The organism is Denitromonas ohlonensis, from assembly GCF_007625205.1.
In the GTDB taxonomy this organism is placed as follows: Bacteria; Pseudomonadota; Gammaproteobacteria; order Burkholderiales; family Rhodocyclaceae; genus Nitrogeniibacter; species Nitrogeniibacter ohlonensis.
In genome coordinates, this window is the sequence record NZ_VMNI01000004.1 from 163378 (window position 1) to 183402 (window position 20025).

The 20025-nt window shown below is 64.1% G+C and carries 21 protein-coding genes; 4 read left to right on the top strand and 17 right to left on the bottom strand.

Annotation, left to right across the window (positions count from 1 at the left end; genetic code table 11):
• Positions 1 to 4: 4 nt before the first annotated feature.
• The 3 genes from dnaG to rpsU all read right to left on the bottom strand — a co-directional run bounded on the left by dnaG (position 5) and on the right by rpsU (position 2577).
• Positions 5 to 1816, bottom strand: a complete 1812-nt coding sequence (gene dnaG, locus FHP89_RS04535) for a DNA primase (protein ID WP_144179259.1) — start codon at positions 1814 to 1816, stop codon at positions 5 to 7.
• Between the two features lie 13 nt (positions 1817 to 1829).
• A complete protein-coding gene (locus FHP89_RS04540) occupies positions 1830 to 2276 on the bottom strand; it encodes a GatB/YqeY domain-containing protein (protein WP_144179260.1) in 447 nt (148 codons plus the stop codon).
• A gap of 88 nt (positions 2277 to 2364) precedes the next feature.
• Positions 2365 to 2577, bottom strand: a complete 213-nt coding sequence (rpsU, locus tag FHP89_RS04545; protein ID WP_144179261.1) for a 30S ribosomal protein S21 — start codon at positions 2575 to 2577, stop codon at positions 2365 to 2367.
• Positions 2578 to 2717: 140 nt separating this feature from the next.
• Between rpsU and tsaD the strand changes: the two genes are divergently transcribed.
• The gene (gene tsaD / locus FHP89_RS04550; protein ID WP_144179262.1) at positions 2718 to 3731 is read left to right on the top strand and encodes a tRNA (adenosine(37)-N6)-threonylcarbamoyltransferase complex transferase subunit TsaD; all 1014 of its coding nucleotides are present in this window, start codon (positions 2718 to 2720) and stop codon (positions 3729 to 3731) included.
• 1 nt (position 3732) lies between these two features.
• Here the strand turns inward: tsaD and plsY are convergent, their stop codons facing one another.
• The gene (gene plsY, locus FHP89_RS04555; protein WP_144179263.1) at positions 3733 to 4347 is read right to left on the bottom strand and encodes a glycerol-3-phosphate 1-O-acyltransferase PlsY; all 615 of its coding nucleotides are present in this window, start codon (positions 4345 to 4347) and stop codon (positions 3733 to 3735) included.
• A 56-nt stretch (positions 4348 to 4403) separates the two neighbouring features.
• On the opposite strand from plsY, the gene FHP89_RS04560 reads away from it, so the two are divergent.
• Positions 4404 to 4775, top strand: coding sequence for a dihydroneopterin aldolase (locus FHP89_RS04560; protein ID WP_144179264.1), 372 nt, complete (start codon positions 4404 to 4406; stop codon positions 4773 to 4775).
• A 64-nt stretch (positions 4776 to 4839) separates the two neighbouring features.
• Here FHP89_RS04560 and FHP89_RS04565 read toward each other — a convergent pair whose 3' ends face one another.
• The 10 genes from FHP89_RS04565 to FHP89_RS04610 form a co-directional block, all read right to left on the bottom strand.
• The gene (locus FHP89_RS04565; protein WP_260851474.1) at positions 4840 to 5208 is read right to left on the bottom strand and encodes an H-NS histone family protein; all 369 of its coding nucleotides are present in this window, start codon (positions 5206 to 5208) and stop codon (positions 4840 to 4842) included.
• Positions 5209 to 5426: 218 nt separating this feature from the next.
• Positions 5427 to 5924, bottom strand: coding sequence for an aminoacyl-tRNA deacylase (locus FHP89_RS04570; RefSeq protein ID WP_144179265.1), 498 nt, complete (start codon positions 5922 to 5924; stop codon positions 5427 to 5429).
• A gap of 14 nt (positions 5925 to 5938) precedes the next feature.
• The gene (gene xerD, locus FHP89_RS04575) at positions 5939 to 6871 is read right to left on the bottom strand and encodes a site-specific tyrosine recombinase XerD (RefSeq protein WP_144179266.1); all 933 of its coding nucleotides are present in this window, start codon (positions 6869 to 6871) and stop codon (positions 5939 to 5941) included.
• The gene (locus tag FHP89_RS04580; protein WP_144179267.1) at positions 6841 to 7323 is read right to left on the bottom strand and encodes a methylated-DNA--[protein]-cysteine S-methyltransferase; all 483 of its coding nucleotides are present in this window, start codon (positions 7321 to 7323) and stop codon (positions 6841 to 6843) included. Before FHP89_RS04580 ends, xerD begins: the two co-directional genes overlap by 31 nt.
• A 155-nt stretch (positions 7324 to 7478) precedes the next feature.
• Complete coding sequence (locus FHP89_RS04585; RefSeq protein WP_144179268.1) at positions 7479 to 8048, bottom strand: chalcone isomerase family protein; 570 nt, start codon at positions 8046 to 8048, stop codon at positions 7479 to 7481.
• 117 nt (positions 8049 to 8165) lie between these two features.
• Positions 8166 to 9443, bottom strand: a complete 1278-nt coding sequence (locus tag FHP89_RS04590) for a glutamate-5-semialdehyde dehydrogenase (RefSeq protein ID WP_144179269.1) — start codon at positions 9441 to 9443, stop codon at positions 8166 to 8168.
• Positions 9444 to 9525: 82 nt separating this feature from the next.
• Complete coding sequence (gene holA, locus FHP89_RS04595) at positions 9526 to 10545, bottom strand: DNA polymerase III subunit delta (protein WP_144179270.1); 1020 nt, start codon at positions 10543 to 10545, stop codon at positions 9526 to 9528.
• Positions 10542 to 11063 (bottom strand): LPS-assembly lipoprotein LptE, encoded by a 522-nt coding sequence (locus tag FHP89_RS04600; protein ID WP_144179271.1) that lies wholly within the window; start codon positions 11061 to 11063, stop codon positions 10542 to 10544. Before FHP89_RS04600 ends, holA begins: the two co-directional genes overlap by 4 nt.
• A 63-nt stretch (positions 11064 to 11126) precedes the next feature.
• Positions 11127 to 13745, bottom strand: a complete 2619-nt coding sequence (leuS, locus tag FHP89_RS04605; protein ID WP_144179272.1) for a leucine--tRNA ligase — start codon at positions 13743 to 13745, stop codon at positions 11127 to 11129.
• Positions 13746 to 13896: 151 nt separating this feature from the next.
• Positions 13897 to 14220: a hypothetical protein gene (locus tag FHP89_RS04610; RefSeq protein ID WP_144179273.1), complete on the bottom strand. Its 324-nt coding sequence runs from the start codon at positions 14218 to 14220 to the stop codon at positions 13897 to 13899.
• A gap of 283 nt (positions 14221 to 14503) precedes the next feature.
• Here FHP89_RS04610 and FHP89_RS04615 point away from each other — a divergent pair, with 283 nt between their 5' ends.
• Entirely contained in the window at positions 14504 to 16711 is a 2208-nt protein-coding gene (locus FHP89_RS04615) for a UvrD-helicase domain-containing protein (protein ID WP_144179274.1), read from the top strand.
• A gap of 6 nt (positions 16712 to 16717) precedes the next feature.
• Here the strand turns inward: FHP89_RS04615 and FHP89_RS04620 are convergent, their stop codons facing one another.
• Positions 16718 to 17521, bottom strand: coding sequence for a response regulator (locus FHP89_RS04620; protein ID WP_144179275.1), 804 nt, complete (start codon positions 17519 to 17521; stop codon positions 16718 to 16720).
• A gap of 179 nt (positions 17522 to 17700) precedes the next feature.
• Here FHP89_RS04620 and FHP89_RS04625 point away from each other — a divergent pair, with 179 nt between their 5' ends.
• Positions 17701 to 18162: a c-type cytochrome gene (locus FHP89_RS04625; RefSeq protein WP_186300377.1), complete on the top strand. Its 462-nt coding sequence runs from the start codon at positions 17701 to 17703 to the stop codon at positions 18160 to 18162.
• A 59-nt stretch (positions 18163 to 18221) separates the two neighbouring features.
• On the opposite strand, the gene FHP89_RS04630 is transcribed toward FHP89_RS04625, so the two are convergent.
• Entirely contained in the window at positions 18222 to 18917 is a 696-nt protein-coding gene (locus tag FHP89_RS04630) for a cytochrome b/b6 domain-containing protein (protein WP_144179276.1), read from the bottom strand.
• A 66-nt stretch (positions 18918 to 18983) separates the two neighbouring features.
• Positions 18984 to 19763: a ParA family protein gene (locus FHP89_RS04635; protein WP_144179277.1), complete on the bottom strand. Its 780-nt coding sequence runs from the start codon at positions 19761 to 19763 to the stop codon at positions 18984 to 18986.
• Positions 19764 to 20025: the final 262 nt, after the last annotated feature.

Genomic DNA, 20025 nt, shown 5'->3' on the forward strand with positions numbered 1-20025 from the left:
TATATTACGAATCTGAGACTTTGGGTTGCCGCGTTGGGTTCCGCTTCTTTTGTTGTAGCAGCTGAACGTAACGTTTTCGCTCGTCGGGTGTGAGTTCCCCCGCGCGTGCCGCCAAGCGGTTGAACTCGTCCGCGAGGGCCTTGGTGTGCAAGGCGTGGACGGTGTCGTGAAAGACGTTCTCGACCACGGTTTCGTCAATGACCTCGTCCGCTTGCTCGGCGCACATGCGCGTCAGCGTGGCGGCGTGGCTGGTGTTGCGGAAGTGTTCGAGCAGCGTGCCCAGGGCGCTCTGGTTGCCCAGGTCGCCGACACTGACCGCGTCTACGATGGCGATCAGGGCGCGCCCCTCGTCGCTGCTGGCCGGGATGAGATCGACCGGCAGGCGGGCCGCCCAGGCGGGATGGTTCAGCACGATCCGCAGCAGGTTGGCTTCGAGCGGCCGTGGCTGGTGTCGGGGGCCGCGTGCGGCAGGCGGGCCGGCGTCGCGCCCCTTGCCTTTGCGCCAGGGCTCGCCATCGCGGCGCATCGCCGGCGCGGGCGGCGCTTTCAGCCCCCAGGCTTCCATCAGTTCGCGCTCATCCAGGGCGCAGCGCTTGGCGATCGCCTTCAGGACTTGCAGCTTGAGCACGCCGGCGCCAATGCGCAGGACCAGCGGCTTGGCTTCGTGCGCGTAGCGGGCGCGGCCTTCGGCGCTGCTCAGGTCGGCCTCGCTGGCCAACTCGCTGAGCAGGAACTCGGTGAGCGGCGTGGCGTCGGCGACTTGCGTGGAGAATGCGTCGGCGCCGAATTCGCGCACATAGGTGTCGGGGTCGTGCGAGTCGGGCAGGAACAAAAAGGCGACTTGCTTGACGTCATTCAGGGTTTCCAGTGCCGCCTCGAGCCCGCGCCAGGCGGCCTTGCGGCCGGCCGCGTCGCCGTCGAAGCAGAACACCACGCGGTCGGCATGACGAAACAGCTTCTGAATGTGCGTGGCGGTAGTGGCGGTGCCCAGTGTGGCGACCGCATTGGGGACGCCATGCTGGGCCAGGGCGACGACGTCCATGTAGCCCTCGACGACGATGACCGTGTTGCTGGTGCGAATCGATTGGCGCGCTTGAAACAGGCCGTACAGTTCGCGGCCTTTTTCAAACAGTGGCGTTTCGGGCGAATTCAGATATTTCGGCTCACCCTGGTCGAGAATGCGTCCGCCAAAGGCGATGACATTGCCACGGCTGTCCTGGATCGGAAACATGATGCGATCACGGAATCGGTCGTAGCGGCGACCCTGGTCGTTTTCGATCACCAGGCCGGCTTCGAGCAGGGCTTTGTCAGCGTAGTTGGGGACCACCTTCTGCAGCGACTGCCAGCCGTCCGGCGCATAGCCGATGCCAAAGCGGGCGGCGATCTGGCCGGTGAGGCCGCGGCGCTTGAGGTAGTCGATGGCGCGCTCGGCGCCTTTGAGTTGCTCGCGATAGAAGCGCGCCGCCGATCCCATCAGTTCGGTCAGCGATTGCTCTTTTTGCTGATCACCGCGTCGCGGGTTGCGCTCTTCCGGGACTTCCACGCCGATCTGGCGGGCCAGCTCCTGGATGGCTTCGACATAGCTCAGGCCGCTGTATTCCATGAGGAAGCCGATCGCGCTGCCATGCGCGCCGCAGCCAAAGCAGTGATAGAACTGCTTGCTCGGGCTGACCGAAAACGAGGCGCTTTTTTCGCCATGGAAGGGGCAGCAGGCGAAGTAGTTCGCGCCTTGTTTCTTGAGCGAAACATGGCGGTCGATCACCTCGACGATGTCGACGCGCGTCAGCAGATCCTGGATGAAACTCTGGGGGATCAAGGCGTGAACCGCCTCAGCTGGCGAGCGCGGATTTAACGCGAGCGGACACCTGCGCCATGTCGGCGCGTCCGGCCAGTGCTGGCTTGAGCTGCGCCATGACCTTGCCCATGTCGGCCGCCGAGGCGGCGCCCGTACTGGTAATGGCTGCAGCCACCGCGGCGTCGATTTCTGCGTCCGACAGGCCGGCCGGCATATAGGCTTCGAGCACGGAGATTTCGAAGCGCTCCTTGGCTTCGAGGTCGGCCCGGCCGCCCGCGGCGTACTGGCTGGCCGAGTCGCGTCGCTGTTTGAGCTGCTTTTCGATCACGGCCGCCACGCCGGTGTCGTCCAGTGTCGTCTGGCCGTCGACTTCCTTTTGCTGGATGGCGGCGAGCAGCAGACGGATCGCGGACAGGCGTGCCGCATCGCGGGCGCGCATGGCCGTCTTCATGTCATCCTGGAGGCGAGCTTTGAGCGACATCGGAGTCTCCTGAGACTAGAACGCAAAAAACCACGCCTGGTGAAGCAAGGCTGCTTCACCAGGCGTGGCGGTGCCGTGCCGAGACGGATCAGTACATCTTCGGCGGCAGTGTCTGGCTACGCAGGCGCTTGTGGTTACGCTTCACGGCAGCGGCCAGCTTGCGCTTGCGCTCAGCTGTGGGCTTCTCGTAAAACTCGCGCGAACGCAACTCGGTGAGCGTCCCTGCTTTTTCAATGGTGCGCTTGAAGCGACGGATGGCAACTTCAAACGGCTCGTTTTCTTTGACGCGGATCCCCGGCATTGCGTGATTCCTTGGATAGCAAAAGTACAGAAACCGCGCAGTATATCGACTCGACCCGGTCATGCCAAGTCCACCCTTCAGGGATTGCGTTCCGAAAAGGCCGGAACCCGCTAAAATGCCGCGATGAACAAGGGGACGGCATGATTGTACTGGGGCTCGAAAGTTCGTGCGATGAGACTGGCGTTGCGCTCTACGACACCGAGCGGGGCTTGATCGCACAGCAATTGCACTCGCAGATCGACCTGCACGCGGCTTACGGCGGCGTGGTGCCCGAGCTCGCCTCGCGCGACCATGTGCGGCGCATGCCGGCGCTGATCCGACAGACGGTCGTCGAGGCGGGAGTGTCGATGTCGGCGATTGACGCCGTGGCCTACACCGCTGGCCCGGGTCTGGCCGGGGCGCTGTTGATCGCCGCCGGCACCGGGCAGGCGCTGGCCGCCGCGCTGGGCATTCCGGCGCTGCCGATCCATCACCTTGAGGGCCATCTGTTGTCGCCGCTGCTGGCCGACGACCCGCCGAGCTTTCCGTTTGTCGCATTGCTGGTGTCGGGTGGGCATACGCAGTTGATGCAGGTGGATGGCGTGGGGCGCTATGCCTTGCTGGGCGAGTCGGTGGATGACGCGGCCGGTGAGGCTTTCGACAAAACCGCGAAATTGATGGGGCTGGCTTACCCCGGTGGGCCGGTGCTGGCGCGTCTGGCGGATCAGGGCACGGCGGGCCGGGTCAAGCTGCCGCGACCGATGCTGCATTCGGGTGACCTCAATTTCAGCTTCAGCGGTTTGAAAACGGCGGTCATGACCCAGTTGCGTGATGGCAGCCACGCGCCGGTCGACATGGCGGCCGAGTTTCAGGCGGCGGTGGTGGATGTGCTCGTCGCCAAATCGTTGGCCGCGCTCAAACAGACCGGCTTGTCGCGCCTGGTGGTGGCTGGCGGGGTGGGGGCGAATCAATCCTTGCGCGCCCGCCTGAACGAAGCGGTGACGCGTCGGCGCCAGCGGGTGTATTACCCCGAGCCGGCGCTATGTACCGACAACGGCGCGATGATCGCCTTTGCCGGGGCCCTGCGCCTAGCCGAAGGGCAGCGGGGCAACGACACGCATGCGGTGTCCGTGCGGCCGCGCTGGCCGCTGGATAGCCTCGCCGCGCCGGGCTGATTCAACTCGGGCCGCCGGACTTCTTTTCGCCGATCCGGGATTCGGTGCCTGCCAGCAGGCGCTTGATGTTGTCGGCGTGGCGCCACAGCAGCATGGCCGCCATCACCAGGCAGGCGGCGGTAATAGCGGGTGAGTTCAGCAAAACATGCGCAAATGCCGGCGCCGCAATGGCCGCGACCAGTGCGGCGAGTGACGAGTAGCGCGTCGTGATGGCGATGATCAGCCATGTGACGGCGCTGGCGAGTGCGAGCCAGCCACTGAAGGCGCCGAGCACGCCGATGGCCGTCGCAACGCCCTTGCCGCCCTTGAAGCCCAGAAACACCGGAAAGATGTGACCGATGAATGCCGCGATGCCGGCCAGCGCCACGGCCGATGGCGCGTCGCTGCCAAACTGGCGCATCACCCACACCGCAATCAGCCCCTTGGCGGCATCGCCAAGCAGCGTTAACGCGGCGGCGGCCTTGTTGCCCGAGCGCAGCACATTGGTGGCGCCCGGGTTGCCGGAGCCATAGTTGCGCGGGTCATTGAGGCCAAAGGCCTTGCTCACCACGACGGCGAAGGGCACCGAACCGATCAGGTAGGCTGTCAGTGTCAGGAGGGCGGTGGTAAGCGTCATGGCAGGTGTCGTTGCGGTTCGGGCTAGAATGGCCACAATTCTAGACGAGAGCCGAAATGGATTTCATCTTCATTGAGGAGTTGCGGGTTGAAGCCCGCGTGGGGATCTACCCGCGAGAGCGTGTGGCATCACAAACGGTTGAACTGAATCTGACCTTCGGTGTGCCCGATGCGGCGGCCGAACGGGACGACATCGCCGATACGATCGATTATGCGCAGGTAATCGAGCGCATTCGCGAAGAGCTGTCCGCGCGGCATTTCAATCTGATTGAAACCTTGGGCGAGTTTGTGGTGGCCTTGTTGTTCAATGAGTTCAACGCGCCCTGGGTGAAGTTGCGCATTGCCAAGATCGGGGTCATGAAAGGCGTGCGCCGTGTGGGTGTATTTATTCAGCGCGGCAAGGATGGTCGTGTGCTTGAATCGGATTGAGTGCGCCGCGTTGAAATAAAAAGCCGCCCACTGGGCGGCTTTTTAATGGTGCCGGCGGCCTGCTTTATTTGATCAGCAGTTCGTCGAGCGACTTGCCCGCGCTCAGCCAGGCTTCGACCCAGCGCGGCTTGCGACCCCGGCCGGTCCAGCCGGTTTTCGGGTCGTCCGGGTTGGCGTACTTCATCGGCACGCGCTTGCCCTTGGCCGGGGAGACTGCCTTGCGGCGGGTTTTGGTGGCGGCTTTTGCGGGGCTCTTGGCGGGCGCTTCACCCAGCACGTCATCGAGCGAGACGCCGTGATCGGCGGCGATTTTCTTGAATTGCTTCAGGACATCCCGGCGCGCGGATTCGTCGCGGCGACGGATTTCGGTTTCGAGCTTTCCTTGCAGGCGGCGTAACTCCGGGACCGTCATTTCACTCAGGTTGATGTCCATTCCAATTCCTCATTGTTTATTGTGATGTGCTCTGGCGTGGGTGAACGTGGGTTTTTGAAGCCGACACGTTCCGGCCAATTCTGCCACTCTTGAATTACTAAAATCAACGACTTGGTGGAATTAATGATTGGCCTGTACACAACATCACAAATTAAACGGCGAATAACGGATCGGCGATTTGATGTTGAACGGCGCCGCCCCGCAATTCTACCGCCGCATCAATGCTCGGCACCCGGGCCTTTGGCGACACTGACGGGCGTGGGGGCGAGCGCCCGGACGAGGTCGTGCGGGTGTAGCGCGACGAGAAACCCCCGTTTGCCGCCGTTGATATAAATCAGTGGTAAATCGAGAATGCTTCGCTCGATGAATAGGGGGAGCGGCTTGCGGGAGCCGAAAGGCGAGGTGCCGCCGACCTGGTAGCCCGTATGCTTTTGTGCCACATCAGGTTTGCAGGGGTGAATCTGACGGTTGTTGCTGGCCACCGCGAGTTGTTTGGTTGCGACATCGCGGTCGCCGTGCATGAGTACCAGCAGTGGCTTGGCGCTTTCGTTTTCCATAACCAGGGTTTTAATCACCGCGTGTTCCGGAAGATTCAGGAAACGGGCCGCAAACGACGCGCCGCCGTGGTCTTCGTAGGGGTAGAGGTAGCTCGCGAAGGCGATGTGCGCGGCTTTGAGGGCGCGGGTGGCGGGTGTGTCAGGGGTTGTATTGGACATGATGATTTTGTAATTCAGCCTCGTGGATGATGAATGGCGTGCAGTTGTTTGAGGCGCGCTCTGGCGATATGCGTATATATCTGTGTGGTCGAAATGTCGGCGTGCCCAAGCAGGAGTTGGACGACGCGCAAATCCGCGCCGTGATTCAATAAGTGCGTGGCAAACGCATGGCGCAGGGTGTGCGGCGAAATACGGTTGCCGGCAATACCGGCGCGCATGGCGTATTGCTTGATAAGACGCCAGAACATTTGTCGGCTCATGGCGGCACCTTGAACCGTGACAAACAAGGCATCGGCGTGTCGACCCGCCAGAATCTCCGCGCGCGCCTGGCTCAGATACTGTCGCAGCCAATCGCTGGCGGCGGCACCGATAGGGACCAGGCGTTCCTTGTCGCCCTTACCGAGTACGCGCAGTGCGCCATCATTGAGGCTGACTTCAAAGCCGCGCAAACCGATTAACTCTGACACCCGCAGCCCGGTGGCGTAGAGCAATTCGAGCATGGCTTTGTCGCGCAGGCCAAGCGCGGTGCCGACGTCCGGCGTATCGAGGAGGGCGTCGACCTCGGCCTCGGACAGGCTCTTGGGGAAGCGGGGGGCCGCCATGGGCGGATCGAGTCGCTGAGTCGGGTCGCAGCGGATGCGACCCGCTTGCATCAGCGCATGAAAGTAGCGGCGCCAGGTCGATAGCAGGCGGCGCTGGCTGGTTGCTTTGGCGCGCTGGCTGAACTCGGCCAGATAGGCATGCAGATGGGTGGCCTCGGCCTCAAACGGGGCGATGCCGTGACTGAGCTGCAGCCAGCGGGCGAACAGGGTCAGATCGCGCCGGTAGGCGGCGAGCGTGTTGCGCGAGAGCCCGTCGGACAGCCACAGACCGTCGCAGAATGCGTCAAGGTCTGCGGTGGTGTCGGGCGGCAGGCTCAGCGGCGCTGTTCGTGCTGGATCAGCCATTGTTTGGTGTCGATCAGAAAGCCCTCGCGGGCGTGCGCGAAGCCGCCCAGCGCGTGCTGCGCCACGACGCGGTGGCAGGGCACGACGACGGGAAACGGGTTGGCGCCGCAGGCCTGGCCCACGGCGCGGGCGGCGCTGCCCAGGCGGGCGGCGAGCTGGCCGTAGGCGCGAAGCTCGCCGGGCGCGATGGTCGCAATCTCGGCCCAGACGCGTTGCTGAAAGTCGGTGCCGGCGGTGCGCAAGGGCAGGTCGAAGCGGTGCTGGGGAGAGGCCAGGTAGGCGCGGAATTGATGCTCGGCCTCTATCGCCAACGGGTGTGTGCCGGGTAGCGCGGGCGTGCCGGGTGGCAGGAAGCAGATTTCGCTGAGCGCGGCATCGTCCACGCGAAGGCCGAGCGCGCCGAAAGGCGCGGGCAAAATGCTGTCGAATGGGGGGGCGATGGCGGCGGTCATGGCCCCATTGTGGGGGTCTGCTGCGCGCGCTTCAAGCGATTTGGGCGGGTGCGGCGCGGCCCGGAGGCCCCGCCGCACCCGATTGTTCCAGCCTGGCGTCGTCTGACGCGCATGGCGCGCCAGACGTGGTGGCGCAGGACACCGGTCCGAGGCGGCTATTCCCCGATCAGTGCGCTCTTCAAGTCGCCTTGCGCGGGCGCGTCGCCGATCCACACCCGCAGCAGCGCGTTGGAGAAGTCGATAGTGCCAATCGCCTCGCCGTGCGGCTTGCCGTTGACGACGAGACGCGTGCCGCCCGCGGGGGTGAAGTCGATCTGGATGCGGGTGCCTTCCTTGGCCGACTTGAGCGACAGCAGATTGGCGCGAAAGGCGTCGTTGTCGGCTTTCAGTGCGCTTTGCTCGGCTTCGCTCAGGTTTTTCTGCAAGCCTTCAGAGAGCGCGTCGGCGAACTGCTCGGCGCTCAGATCGCGCAGGGTGGTGATGTCGATCCGGCGGGCGCCGGTGCTTGCCAGCACCGCGGCTGTGCCTTTGGCTTTGGCGGGCAGGTACAAGCCCATTGCGTAGACCTTGAAGAAGAGCTTGGTCCGCAGTCCGGCGCCATTGAGTTGCAGGGTCTGGTCAGCAACTTGCGTTTGGTCTTCGAATGTCACGCCGGCGACGTCGACGGCGGCGTGGGCGGAGGTAAAGGCGAGGGCGGCGCACAGGGCGGCCAGCAGGTTTTTCATGGTGTCTCCGGTCTTGTCATAGAAAAAGCGTCCGGAGCCCCTGCGCACCGGACGCTTCATCCTATCAAAGCCGTCGCACGATCGTGCGAAAAACATGTTGCGTGGTGTGACGGCGCCTTAGCCGCGCACCTCGCCATTGCCGAAGACAATCCACTTCTGGCTGGTCAGGCCGTCGAGGCCGACCGGGCCGCGGGCGTGAATCTTGTCGGTGGAGATGCCGATCTCGGCCCCCAGGCCGTATTCGAAGCCATCGGCAAAACGGGTGGAGGCGTTGATCATCACCGACGCCGAGTCGACCTCGCGCAAGAAGCGCATCGCAGCGGTGTAGTTCTCGCTGACGATGCTCTCGGTGTGACCCGAGCTGTAGCGATTGACGTGCGCGATGGCCGCGTCGAGATCGGCGACGACCTTGATGGCGATGATCGGCGCCAGGTATTCCTCCGACCAGTCGGATTCTTCGGCCGGGCGCAGTTTGGCGCCAGCAATGTTCGCTGCTTCGAGAATCGCCAGACTCTCGGCGCAGCCGCGCAGCTCGACGCCGTGCGCGCTGAGTTTGCGGGCGAGACGCGGCAGAAGATCGGCGGCGACGGCGCGATCGACCAGCAGCGATTCGGCGGTGTTGCAGGTGCCGTAGCGCTGGGTTTTCGAGTTTTCGACGATGGCTTCGGCCTTGTCGGCGTCGGCGGCGCTGTGCACGTACACGTGACAGTTGCCATCCAGATGCTTGATAACCGGCACGCGGGCCTCGCGCGAGATGCGCTCGATCAGCCCCTTGCCGCCGCGCGGCACGATGACGTCCACGAATTCGGGCAGGGTGATCAGGTGGCCCACGGCGGCGCGATCGGTGGTGTCGACCACTTGCACGGCGGCGGCTGGCAAGCCGGCTTCCAGCAGGCCTTCGCGTACGCAGGTGGCGATCGCCTGATTGCAGTGCAGGGCTTCCTTGCCGCCACGCAAAATGGCCGCGTTACCGGACTTGAGGCATAGCGCCGCCGCGTCGGCGGTGACGTTGGGGCGGGCTTCGTAAATGATGCCGATGACGCCGAGCGGCACGCGCATCTTACCCACCTGAATGCCGCTTGGGCGACGCTTGACGTCGGTGATCTCGCCGACCGGATCGGGCAGCGCGGCGATTTGCTCCAGGCCTTCGGCCATGCTTTCGACGCCGGCGTCGGACAGGGTCAGGCGATCGACCATGGCCGGCTCGAGACCGTCGGCCCGCGCTTGCGCCAGATCGGCGGCATTGGCGGCGAGCAGCGCCGGCTTTTGCTCACGCAGACGGCGGGCAATCGCCAGCAGGGCGGCGTTCTTGGTCTCGGTGGAGGCGGCGGCGAGCTGGCGGGAGGCGTCGCGTGCCTGCCGTCCGAGGGTCCGCATATAGGCTTCGATGTCCATGGTGCTTGGGCCGTTCACTGTGATGGGGCGCTAAAAAAGCCTAGGTTACCCCATCGTTGCGCACTGCGGCAAAAACGGCGGTTCAGCGCGCCGGGCAGAGCCTCAGGCACAGCAGCAGGAATTCATCCCAGACTTCGCCGGGGGCGATGCCCTTGATGATCCGGTCGATGCGGGCGGCGTGGGCCAGCGCGGCGCGGACCTTGCCCGGCGCGAGGCGCTGGAGGGCGTGTTGCAAGGCCTTGCGCCGGCGATCATCAAAGACGCGCTCGACCTTGAACGCGGCGGCCAGTGGCTGGCCGTCGGCCTGGGCGGCCTGCAGGCGCGCCAAGGTGCGCACTTCGTTGGAGAGCATCCACAGCAGCAGCGGCGCGGCCGTGCCTTCGCCGGCCAGACCTTCGAGCAGGCGGGTGCAGCGGCCGGCGTCGCCTTCGAGCACGGCGCTGCGCAGGGTGTCGATGTCGTAGCGGGCGACGTCGAGGACGGCTTCGCGCACCGCATCGAGGCTGAGCTCGCCGGGCGGGTGGAGCAGGGCGAGTTTGGTGATTTCCTGGTGGGCGGCGAGCAGGTTGCCCTCGACATGGTCGGCGATGAAATCGAGCGCCTCGGTCGACGCGCTTTGCTGCTGCGCCGACAGGCGGCGAGCGATCCAGCGCGGCAGTTGCTCGCGCGGCGGGGCATTGCATTCGACGGCCACGCCTTTCTGGCTGAGGGCGGTGAACCAGGCAGTCTTGCGTGCGGCCCAGTCCAGCTCGGGCAGGCTGATGAGGGTGATGACGTCGCTGGCAGTCGACTCGGCGGTGTCAGCCAGGCGCTTGAGGGCGTCGCCGCCGTCCTTGCCGGGCTTGCCGTTGGGGATGCGCAGGTCGATGACTTTGCGGCTGCCGAACAGCGACAAATTGCCGGTGGCCTCGAACAGCGCCTCCCAGCCGAAGCCGGGGCCGCTGATGAGGATCTCGCGCTCGTCAAAGCCTTGGCGCCTGGCTGCGGCGCGCAGCGCGTCACCGGTTTCGGAGACGGTCAGCGGCTCGTTGCCGTGCAGGATGTAGAGGGCGGCGAGGGGCTTTTCCAGATGGGCGTCGAGCCGGTCCGGATGCAAATTCATTGGGCGGCGGGGGCGTCGAGCTTGATGGCGGCGAGGCGACGAACCAGCTGTTGGGCAATGTCGTCTTCCATGTCGCGGTAGAGCATGGCCTCTTCCTGGTCCTTGGCGAGCAACTGGGTGTCGTCATAGGTGACGTCGCGACGCACGGCAATGCGCTCGGCCGGGCGAACCGTGGTGCCGTCCGGGCGCTCGACCGCATAGTTGAGCGTGGTTTGCAGGCGGTATTCGCGCGCCTTGCCGGCCCGGTTCAGGCTGAGAATGTCGCGCTCGCGCTTGATGTTGAAAAGGCGAATGCTGACTTCGGCCTCGTTCAGGCGCTCGGTCAGGACGACGCCATTGATTTCCAGCTGCCGCGCGATGCGGTTCATGAAGCGCTCGTTGCGGCTGGCGTTGAGATACGCCCGCTTGAACGGCATGTCGAGCTGGCCGCGCAGGTGGAAGCCGCAGCCGGCGAGTCCGAATGTGGCGAGGCCGGCGAGGAGCAGGCGTCGGCGGGTCGTCTCGTTGCCAGAATTCATGGTGCGAAGCTTCCTTGCAAAGACAGGGGGCGCGAAAGGAGCGGGCAGGGCACCCGCCCGATTTCAGCAAACGATATTGACCAGTCGGCCGGGGACGACCACGATTTTACGGGCCGGCTTGCCATCCATGGCCTTGACTGCGGCGGCGTCGGCCAGGGCGATCTGCTCGATGGCATCGCGCGCGGCGTCGGCCGCGACCTTGATGCTGCCACGCAGTTTGCCGTTGATTTGCAGCATCAGTTCGATTTCATCCTGAATCAGCGCGTTTTCGTCGACCTCGGGCCACGCGGCGTTGAGGATGTCGTCGCCGAAACCGCAGTCGCGCCAAAGCGTGTGGGCGATGTGCGGGGTGATCGGGTTGAGCAGGCGCAGCAGGATCGACAGGCCTTCTTCGGTGAGTTCAGCGTGCGCACTCGCGTCGTCGGCCGGCGCTTTTTCGAGGGCGTTGAGCATTTTCATGCTCGCCGAGGCGACCGTGTTGAACTGGTGTTTGCCGAAGTCGTAATTGGCCTGCTTGAGGCAGCTGTGGATCTCGCGGCGCACCTCGGCCAGCGCGTCGGGCAGCTTGCCCTTGCCGAGCGTGCGTTCGGCGGGCAGCGCGACGCGCATCTCGGTGGCGTAGCGATGGCCGAAGTTCCAGACCCGGCGCAGGAAGCGGAAGGCGCCTTCGACGCCGGAGTCGGACCACTCCAGGGTTTGCTCAGGCGGCGCGGCAAACATCATGAAGAAGCGCGCGGTGTCGGCGCCGTATTGCTCGATCAGCGATTGCGGGTCGACGCCGTTGTTTTTCGACTTCGACATGGTGGTGAGCTCGTGCTCAAGCACCGTGCCGTCGGCGCTTAGCGTGGCGCCGGTGATGTGGCCCTTGGCGTCGCGGCCGATCTCGATGTCTTTTTCCCAGAAATAGTTTTTGCCGCCGCCTTCGGGCTTATGGAAGAAGGCGTTGTTCAGCACCATGCCCTGGGTGAGCAGATTGGTGAAGGGCTCGCGGTAGTTCACCAGGCCGATGTCGCGCATGGCTTTGGTCCAGAAGCGCGAGTAGAGCAGGTGCAGGATGGCGTGCTCGATGCCGCCGATGTACTGATCGACCGGCATCCAGTAATTGGTTTCGCCGTCGACCATGCCGGCGTCGCCCTGGGCGGTGGCGTAGCGCGCGTAGTACCAGGACGAATCCACGAAGGTGTCCATGGTGTCGGTTTCGCGACGGGCGGGTTTGCCGCACTTGGGGCAGTCGCAGGCGAGGAAGTCTTCGCGCTTGGCCAGCGGGTTGCCCGAGCCGTCCGGCACGCAGTCTTCGGGCAGGACGACGGGCAACTGCTCGTCGGGCACCGGCACGGCGCCGCAGCTGTCGCAGTGGATGATCGGGATCGGGCAGCCCCAGTAGCGCTGGCGCGAGACGCCCCAGTCGCGCAGGCGGAACTGCACGCGCTTGGCGCCCAGGCCTTTGGTTTCAAGATCGGCGGCGATGGCGTCGATGGCTTCGAGCGAGCGCAGGCCGTTGTATTTGCCGGAATTGACCAGCTTGCCGGGTTCGGCGTAGGCGTCCTGCCACGGCGCGGTGACGTCGCTATAGGCGCCCAGTGTTGAGCCCACCACCATGGTGATCGGCAGCGTGTATTTGGTGGCAAAGGCGAAGTCGCGCTCGTCGTGGGCGGGCACGGCCATCACGGCGCCTTCGCCGTAGCCCATCAGCACGTAATTGGCGACCCACACCGAGAGGTACTCGCCGGAGATCGGATGGACGACCCGTAGGCCGGTGTCCATGCCCTTCTTCTCCATGGTGGCCATGTCGGCCTCAGCCTGGCTGCCGTGCTGGCATTCAGAAATGAAGGCGGCCAGCTCGGCGTTGCCCTGCGCAGCCTGCTGGGCGAGCGGGTGCTCGGCGGCCACGGCCACGTAGGTGGCGCCCATCAGGGTGTCGGCGCGGGTGGTGAACACCTTGAGGACGCCGGCCTTGCCGGTGGTGCTCAGATCGTAGGGGAAGTGGACGTCCACGCCTTCGGAGCGGCCGATCCAGTTCTTTTGCATCACGCGCACGCGCTCCGGCCAGCCATCGAGCGTGTCGAGGTCGGCGAGCAGCTCTTCGGCGTAGTCGGTGATCTTGAGGTAGTAGCCGGGGATCTCGCGCTTCTCTACGAGTGCGCCGGTGCGCCAGCCGCGGCCGTCGATGACTTGTTCGTTGGCCAGCACGGTCTGGTCGACCGGGTCCCAATTGACGACCTGCGTCTTGCGCTCGGCAATGCCTTTTTCGAGCATGCGCAGGAAGAACCACTGGTTCCACTTGTAGTAGTCAGGCTGGCAGGTGGCCAGCTCACGACGCCAATCGATCGCGAAGCCCAGCGACTTGAGCTGCTGCTTCATGTAGGCGATGTTGTCGTAAGTCCATTTCGCCGGCGGCACGTTGTTCTTGATGGCCGCGTTTTCCGCGGGCAGCCCGAAGGCGTCCCAGCCCATGGGCTGCAGCACGTTGTAGCCGCGCATGCGGTGATAGCGCGAGAGCATGTCACCCAGGCTGTAGTTGCGCACATGGCCCATGTGCAGCTTGCCCGAGGGGTAGGGGAACATCGACAGGCAGTAGTACTTCGGGCGCGTTGGATCTTCGCTGACCTCAAAGCTGCGGGCGCTGTCCCAATACTGTTGGGAGGCGGTCTCAATGGCGGCGGGCGTGTACTTGTCCTGCATAGGGCGGCTATCGGTCGGCGGGATTCAAAGCGGGGAAGTATACCGTGAAGCCCGCATGCTCAGCGGGGGCGGTAAACGAAAAAACGGCACCCGGTCGGTGAGACCGAGTGCCGAACTCCATCAAAGAGAGGGAGGGAGACCGTTGATGCGTTCAGGCGGCGCGACGCGGCACGCCGACGCAGCGCTGCCAGTGGGTAGCGGCATTGGAGAAATCTTCCATCATTGTCAGCGGCAGGCGCATGACGCGGGCCTGGGCGCGGAAGATGCCGCCCATGCTGGGTGTGCACAGGCTGGCTTCTTCGGCTTCGAGCAGCGCAATGAAGGTGTTCATGGCGGCGCCATAGTATTCGGCGTTGCCGACCCATCCGGTGTCGGTTGTGGCCTGACGAACCGCCTTGCGCCAAAGCGCTTCAGCGCGTTCGGTGGATACGCCGGCGCGGCGGGCATACCAGGGGAGCAGTTTCGGTGCGTTCATAATATGTACTCCTGACGCGCGACAGCGCGCCTTCAGCAAATGACCGCCTTTTGAACGGCCTTGTCTCTGCAAAATGGTGCAAAGCAAAACAAACAACTGTTCGAATCTTAGCAAAGTCGCCCGTGCTTTGGAATTGAGTTGAGTTAATTCGTGTTGCATCGCACAAATAAACCTTACTCAGTTAGTCGGGTTTTTGCAAGTAGGTGATTTCCCTAGCAAAAAACCTTCCGACCGGCGGTGGCCGGAGGGGTGGGTTAAAATGCCCGGTCACCCCGGAGACCGCATGACCGATCTGCTCGCAACGCTCAACGAAGAACAGGCTCGCGCCGTCACCCTGCCGGCGCAGCACGCGCTGATCCTGGCGGGGGCCGGCTCGGGCAAGACCCGCGTGCTGACGACGCGTATCGCCTGGTTGATCCAGACCGGTCAGGCCACCCCGCAGGGCATTCTGGGCGTGACCTTTACCAACAAGGCCGCCAAGGAGATGCATGCGCGACTGGCGGCGATGCTGCCGGTCAACCCGAAGGCGATGTGGATCGGCACCTTTCATGGTTTGTGCAACCGTTTGTTACGCGCACACCATCGTGACGCCGGGCTGCCCCAGTTGTTCCAGATTCTCGATTCGGGCGACCAGCTCTCGGCGATCAAGCGTTTGCTCAAAACGTTAAATGTGGATGACGAAAAATTTCCACCGCGTGAGCTTCAGCACTTCATCAATGCGCAAAAAGAGCAGGGCGTACGTGCCGGTGCCGTCGATGCCTTCGACGATTTCACCCGTCGTCGGGTCGAGATTTACGCCGAGTATGAGGCGCAGTGCCAGCGCGAGGCAGTGGTGGATTTTGCGGAGCTGCTGCTGCGCACCTACGAGTTGCTCAGTCGCAACGAGCCCCTGCGGCAGCACTACCAGCGGCGCTTCCGGCACATTCTGACGGATGAGTTTCAGGATACGAACAAGCTGCAATATCAGTGGCTTAAGCTGCTCGCTGGTGGCGAGAGCAGCGAATCGCCGGCCTGTCTGTTCTGCGTTGGCGACGATGATCAGTCGATCTACCGTTTCCGCGGTGCGGAAGTGGGCAACATGCTGGCCTTCGAGCGCGAGTTCAAGGTGCCCAACGTGATCCGCCTGGAGCAGAACTACCGCTCCTGCGGCAATATTCTCGATGCCGCCAACGCGATCATCGCCAACAACACGCAGCGCCTGGGCAAGGAGTTGTGGACCGATCGCGGTGAGGGCGAGCCGATCCGGGTGTATGAGGCGTTCACCGATGGCGACGAGGCGCGCTTTGTGGTGGATGAGATCCAGTCGCTGGTGCGCGATGGCATGTCACGCTCGGACATTGCCTTGTTGTATCGCGCCAACGCGCTGTCGCGGGTGCTGGAGCATCAGCTGTTCTCGGCGGGGGTGTCCTACCGGGTGTATGGCGGCTTGCGCTTTTTCGAGCGCCAGGAGGTCAAGCATGCGTTGGCCTATCTGCGCCTGATCGCCAACCCGGACGACGACACGGCCTTTGCGCGGGTGGTGAATTTTCCGACGCGCGGCATTGGCGCCCGGTCGCTGGAGGCGCTGCAGGACGCGGCGCGGACCTACAACAGCAGCCTGTACGCCACGGTGTCGCATCTGTCGGGCAAGCCGCGGGCGGCGATCGGCGCTTTTGTGCAGCTGATTGAATCCTTGCGCAGTGCGACGGCAAACCTGCCGCTGCCCGAGGCGGTCGATCATGTGCTCGATCAGTCCGGTCTGCGGGCGCATTACGAGAGCCAGAAAGAGAAAGACGGCCGCGAGCGGCTGGAAAACCTCGACGAAATCATCAGCGCGGCCACCAATTTTGTGGCGGAAAACGAGGCGCCGGAGTCGGCCGTCGAGCATCCGCTGCTGGCCGACTTCCTTGCCCATGCCTCGCTGGAGGCCGGCGACCACCAGGCCGACGCCAGCGAAGACGCCGTCCAGCTGATGAGCGTGCACGCGGCGAAGGGGCTGGAGTTTGACGTGGTGTTTGTGTGCGGGCTGGAGGAGGGTTTGTTCCCCCACGAAAACAGCCTGATGGAGACCGACGGTCTGGAGGAGGAGCGGCGCCTGATGTATGTGGCGGTGACGCGGGCGCGGCAGCGCCTGTATGTGTCGCTGGCGCAAAGCCGCATGCTGCATGGCCAGACGCGCTACAACATGCGCTCGCGCTTCCTGGAGGAAATCCCCGACACGCTGACCAAATGGCTGACGCCAAAGTCGGGTCGCGGTCAGGCGCCGGCGCGGCCGAGCCATTTTTCGCCCTCGCCGGCCAGCGCGCCACGCCGGCCCGCCAGTGCGGCGCATGCGCCGGGGCGCGACCTGGGCGGTTTGCGGATCGGCCAGAACGTGCGCCATGCGCGTTTTGGGGCGGGCATCATCGTGGCCGCCGAAGGCAGCGGGTCGGATGCGCGGGTGCAGATCAATTTTGGTGCGCAGGGGATGAAGTGGCTGCTGATGTCGGTGGCCAAGCTCGATCCCGCGTAAGCGTGTTCAGTCGCCCGACAGCGCCCGCTGGAGCAGTCGGCGGACGGTGCCGGGGTCGAAGGGTTTGTCGCAAATACCCGAGACGCCGGCATTTTCAATGGCCGCCAGCCGGCTGACGTCCTGCTCGCTGGTCACCATGAGGATGGGCACCGAGGTCTGCCAGCTGTGTTGACGGATGTGTTCGATCAGCGCCTTGCCGTCCATTTCTGGCATGTTGTAGTCGGTCACCACCAGATCGACCATGGTGTCGCCCAGAATGCTGGCCGCCTCGGCGCCGTTGCCGGCTTCGATGAAGTGACGCAGGCCGAGCTGTTCGAGCACCCGGCGGATGCATCGGCGCGCATGGAGGCTGTCGTCCACCAGCAACACCTTGAGCTCCTCCAGATCCATGTCCCAGTCGGTGATCGGTTCGATCGCACGCATGTCGAGCGTGGCATTGATGGCCTGCGCCAGCTGGTCGGTGGTGAAGGGCTTGGGGACGATGGCGCAGACGCCGGACTGGCGCACCGGGTCGAGTGCCTGGGGCCGCGTCTCGCTGGACACCAGGATGAAGGCGACATCTTCAGTGGCCGGGTCGGTGCGCATGCTGTGCACCAGGTCGGTGCCCAGCATGTCGGGCAGGTACATGGCGCTGATGACGATGTCGGGGTGGTGTTGCGACATGCTGGTGAGCGCCTGCGCGCCATGTTCCGCGTGGCGCGGCGAGGGAATGCCCAGGGCTTCGCAGGCCTGCGTGATGACCTTGCGTTGCATTGTCGAGGGTTCGACGATCAGCAGATCAAGATGGGTGGCATTGATCGTGGCGGCCATGGGGTCTCTCCGGGGCACATCGGTTCGTTAACACTTAGCGGCCCGCGCGCGGAATTCTTCAATTTCATGAGTGGCGCCGGGAATAGCGGATAAGGCCTTGCTGTTTACGCCGGTGAGCAGCGCATGCAGCCTGCTTTCAACCCCTTGGAATGTCTGGAGAGTCGAACGTGAAAAAATACATGATGCGTATCGTGGCGGCAGCCATGAGCTTTGGTGTGGCGGCAAGCGTGTCCGCGCAGATGAAGCCCGAAGACATGATCAAGGCCCGTCAGTCAGGCTACACCTTCATGGCCTGGAACATGGGCAAGATCAAGGCGCAGGTGGTCGACGGCAGCGTGCCCTTCAACAAGGATCAAGTTCTGGCCGCGGCCAATGTCGTTGCCGCGGTGGCCAATTCGGGCATGGGGGCGCTGTATGCGCCGGGCACCGACAAGGGCATGGGCTGGAAGGAGACGCGCCTCAAGCCGGCGTTTTTCACCGAGCAGGATGAGGTCCGCAAGATCGCCATGAACTTCATCCAGCAGGCCAACACCCTGCAGCAGGTGGCGGCCACCGGGGATCAAGGGGCGATCAAGGCCCAGTTTGGCGAAATGGGCAAAGCCTGCAAGGCCTGCCACGACAAGTATCGCACCGAAGAATAAGCGTTTCTGCCGGGCGTCACGGCCGCTTCAGGGCGGCCGTTGTTGTTCGCGCGCGGGCCTTACCAGGCGGGCGTTTCGATGGCCGCTGGCGGTGGCGGCGGGGGTAGCAGCGCGCCGCTGGCAATCCACACCGTCGATGCGCCGATGCTCAGCGAGACAATGAAGGCGAGCGGCCTGGCGTGTCGCGGGGCGGGCGGCGTGGGTTGGGTGACGGGTTTTCGGCCGGTAATCATCGGCCGGATCAGCGGCTCTTTTTTGATGAAGCGGTAGTACAGCAGTGCGGCCAGGTGCAGCCCGATGAGCGCAAAGATCGCCCACTCGCCGCGGCGGTGCCAGCCGGTCAGCGTGTCGGACAAGTCCTTGCTGACAGCGGCGTAGAGTGGCCCGGTGAAGGCGATGTCGTCATTGGCCACCAGTCCGGTCAGCGCTTGCCCGAGCAGCGCGAGCAGCATGGCCAGCACTGACAACGCGCCGAGTGGGTTGTGGCCGACTCCCTGCCACTGTCCGCGCAGGTAGGCGGCAATGGTGGCAGGGCCGCGGACAAACTGAGTGAAGCGCGCGGTGTGGCTGCCGACAAAGCCCCAGGCCAGCCGAAAGCCAAGCAGGCCGATAATCGCCAGCCCGAAGCGGCCGTGCCACAGCATGGCGTTGCCGCCGATCTTGACGCTGATGATGGCGCCGCTCAAGCAGCCCACCAGCAGCCAGTGGAACAGGCGGGTGGGCAGATCCCAGATCAGGACGGTGTGTTTGGACATGGGCTTCCCCGAAAACGATGCTGAGGAGGTCAACACCGCTTTCGGCGACCGTATTCCCGAGCGTGCTCAGGTACCGTATTGGCGGGCCAGCGTGTCGTGCAGGGCGACGAACTCTTTCGACAGCTTGTGCTTCGGGTCAAGGTGGATCATCGGCTTGGCCTGTTCGTGCGATTCCTTGATTTTGACCGAGGCCGACAGGTAGGGCGCGATGATGGGCAGGCCTTCGTCGATCAGCTCCTGCACCACTTTGCGCGGCAGGCTGGCGCGGGGCTGGAACTGGTTGACCACGATGCCTTCGATGGCCAGGTCCGGGTTGTGGTCGGCGCGGATTTCATCCACGTTGGTCAGCAGCGAATACAGCGCGCGGCGCGAAAAGTCGTCGCAATCGAAGGGGATCAGGCAGGCGTCGGCGGCAATCATGGCCGAGCGGGTGAAGAAGTTGAGCGCCGGCGGCGTGTCGATGTAGATCACGTCGTAGTCTTCTGCCAGTTCGTCGAGCGCCTCGCGCAGCTTGAAGATCTTGTAGCGCGATTCGAGCTTGCCTTGCAGCTCTTCGAGGTCCGGATGCGAGGGCATCACGTGCAGGCGCTCGAAGGGGCTGACGGCGATAAAGTCGTCCAGCGGCTTGGGGTTGAGCTTGAAGTTCAGGGTCTGGTCGAAGAAGTCGGCCAGCGAGTTTTCGAGTTCGTCGGTGGCGTCGCCGAGCAGGTAACGCGTCGAGTTGCCTTGTGGGTCGAGGTCGACCACCAGGGTGCGCTGCCCGTTGTGGGCGCTGATCGCCGCCAGGTTGCAGGTAATGGTGGACTTGCCGACGCCCCCCTTCTGGTTGAAGACAACTCGTCGCATGCTGGCCGATCTCCCACGGTTCCGGATGAATGAACGTTGGGGGCATTTTGCCAGTTAATGCTGCATTGCGGTGAGTGCCGGCCGTGTGATGTTCTTCCGTCCGAGGCAATTTCTGCGGATAATGCACCGGTCCGCCCGGAATGCGACGCCGACCTCTCCCCGGTTAGCGTCGTATCGCTCCACGGCCAGCACAACAATGCTGAGCAAAGAAAACAAACCATACTGTGGATGTTCGCAATTGGCGGGTGGGGCTCCGGCGCGT

Bases quoted from the DNA above. Each gene is read 5' to 3' on its own strand.
- FHP89_RS04560 (WP_144179264.1), top strand. From the start codon at position 4,404: ATGGATTTCATCTTCATTGAGGAGTTGCGGGTTGAAGCCCGCGTGGGG.
- leuS (WP_144179272.1), bottom strand. From the start codon at position 13,745: ATGCAGGACAAGTACACGCCCGCCGCCATTGAGACCGCCTCCCAACAG.
- FHP89_RS04565 (WP_260851474.1), bottom strand. From the start codon at position 5,208: ATGGACATCAACCTGAGTGAAATGACGGTCCCGGAGTTACGCCGCCTG.
- FHP89_RS04635 (WP_144179277.1), bottom strand. From the start codon at position 19,763: ATGCGACGAGTTGTCTTCAACCAGAAGGGGGGCGTCGGCAAGTCCACC.
- FHP89_RS04570 (WP_144179265.1), bottom strand. From the start codon at position 5,924: ATGTCCAATACAACCCCTGACACACCCGCCACCCGCGCCCTCAAAGCC.
- tsaD (WP_144179262.1), top strand. From the start codon at position 2,718: ATGATTGTACTGGGGCTCGAAAGTTCGTGCGATGAGACTGGCGTTGCG.
- FHP89_RS04625 (WP_186300377.1), top strand. From the start codon at position 17,701: ATGATGCGTATCGTGGCGGCAGCCATGAGCTTTGGTGTGGCGGCAAGC.
- xerD (WP_144179266.1), bottom strand. From the start codon at position 6,871: ATGGCTGATCCAGCACGAACAGCGCCGCTGAGCCTGCCGCCCGACACC.
- FHP89_RS04620 (WP_144179275.1), bottom strand. From the start codon at position 17,521: ATGGCCGCCACGATCAATGCCACCCATCTTGATCTGCTGATCGTCGAA.
- plsY (WP_144179263.1), bottom strand. From the start codon at position 4,347: ATGACGCTTACCACCGCCCTCCTGACACTGACAGCCTACCTGATCGGT.
- rpsU (WP_144179261.1), bottom strand. From the start codon at position 2,577: ATGCCGGGGATCCGCGTCAAAGAAAACGAGCCGTTTGAAGTTGCCATC.
- FHP89_RS04540 (WP_144179260.1), bottom strand. From the start codon at position 2,276: ATGTCGCTCAAAGCTCGCCTCCAGGATGACATGAAGACGGCCATGCGC.
- FHP89_RS04585 (WP_144179268.1), bottom strand. From the start codon at position 8,048: ATGAAAAACCTGCTGGCCGCCCTGTGCGCCGCCCTCGCCTTTACCTCC.
- FHP89_RS04600 (WP_144179271.1), bottom strand. From the start codon at position 11,063: ATGAATTCTGGCAACGAGACGACCCGCCGACGCCTGCTCCTCGCCGGC.
- FHP89_RS04630 (WP_144179276.1), bottom strand. From the start codon at position 18,917: ATGTCCAAACACACCGTCCTGATCTGGGATCTGCCCACCCGCCTGTTC.
- FHP89_RS04580 (WP_144179267.1), bottom strand. From the start codon at position 7,323: ATGACCGCCGCCATCGCCCCCCCATTCGACAGCATTTTGCCCGCGCCT.
- FHP89_RS04610 (WP_144179273.1), bottom strand. From the start codon at position 14,220: ATGAACGCACCGAAACTGCTCCCCTGGTATGCCCGCCGCGCCGGCGTA.
- holA (WP_144179270.1), bottom strand. From the start codon at position 10,545: ATGAATTTGCATCCGGACCGGCTCGACGCCCATCTGGAAAAGCCCCTC.
- FHP89_RS04590 (WP_144179269.1), bottom strand. From the start codon at position 9,443: ATGGACATCGAAGCCTATATGCGGACCCTCGGACGGCAGGCACGCGAC.
- FHP89_RS04615 (WP_144179274.1), top strand. From the start codon at position 14,504: ATGACCGATCTGCTCGCAACGCTCAACGAAGAACAGGCTCGCGCCGTC.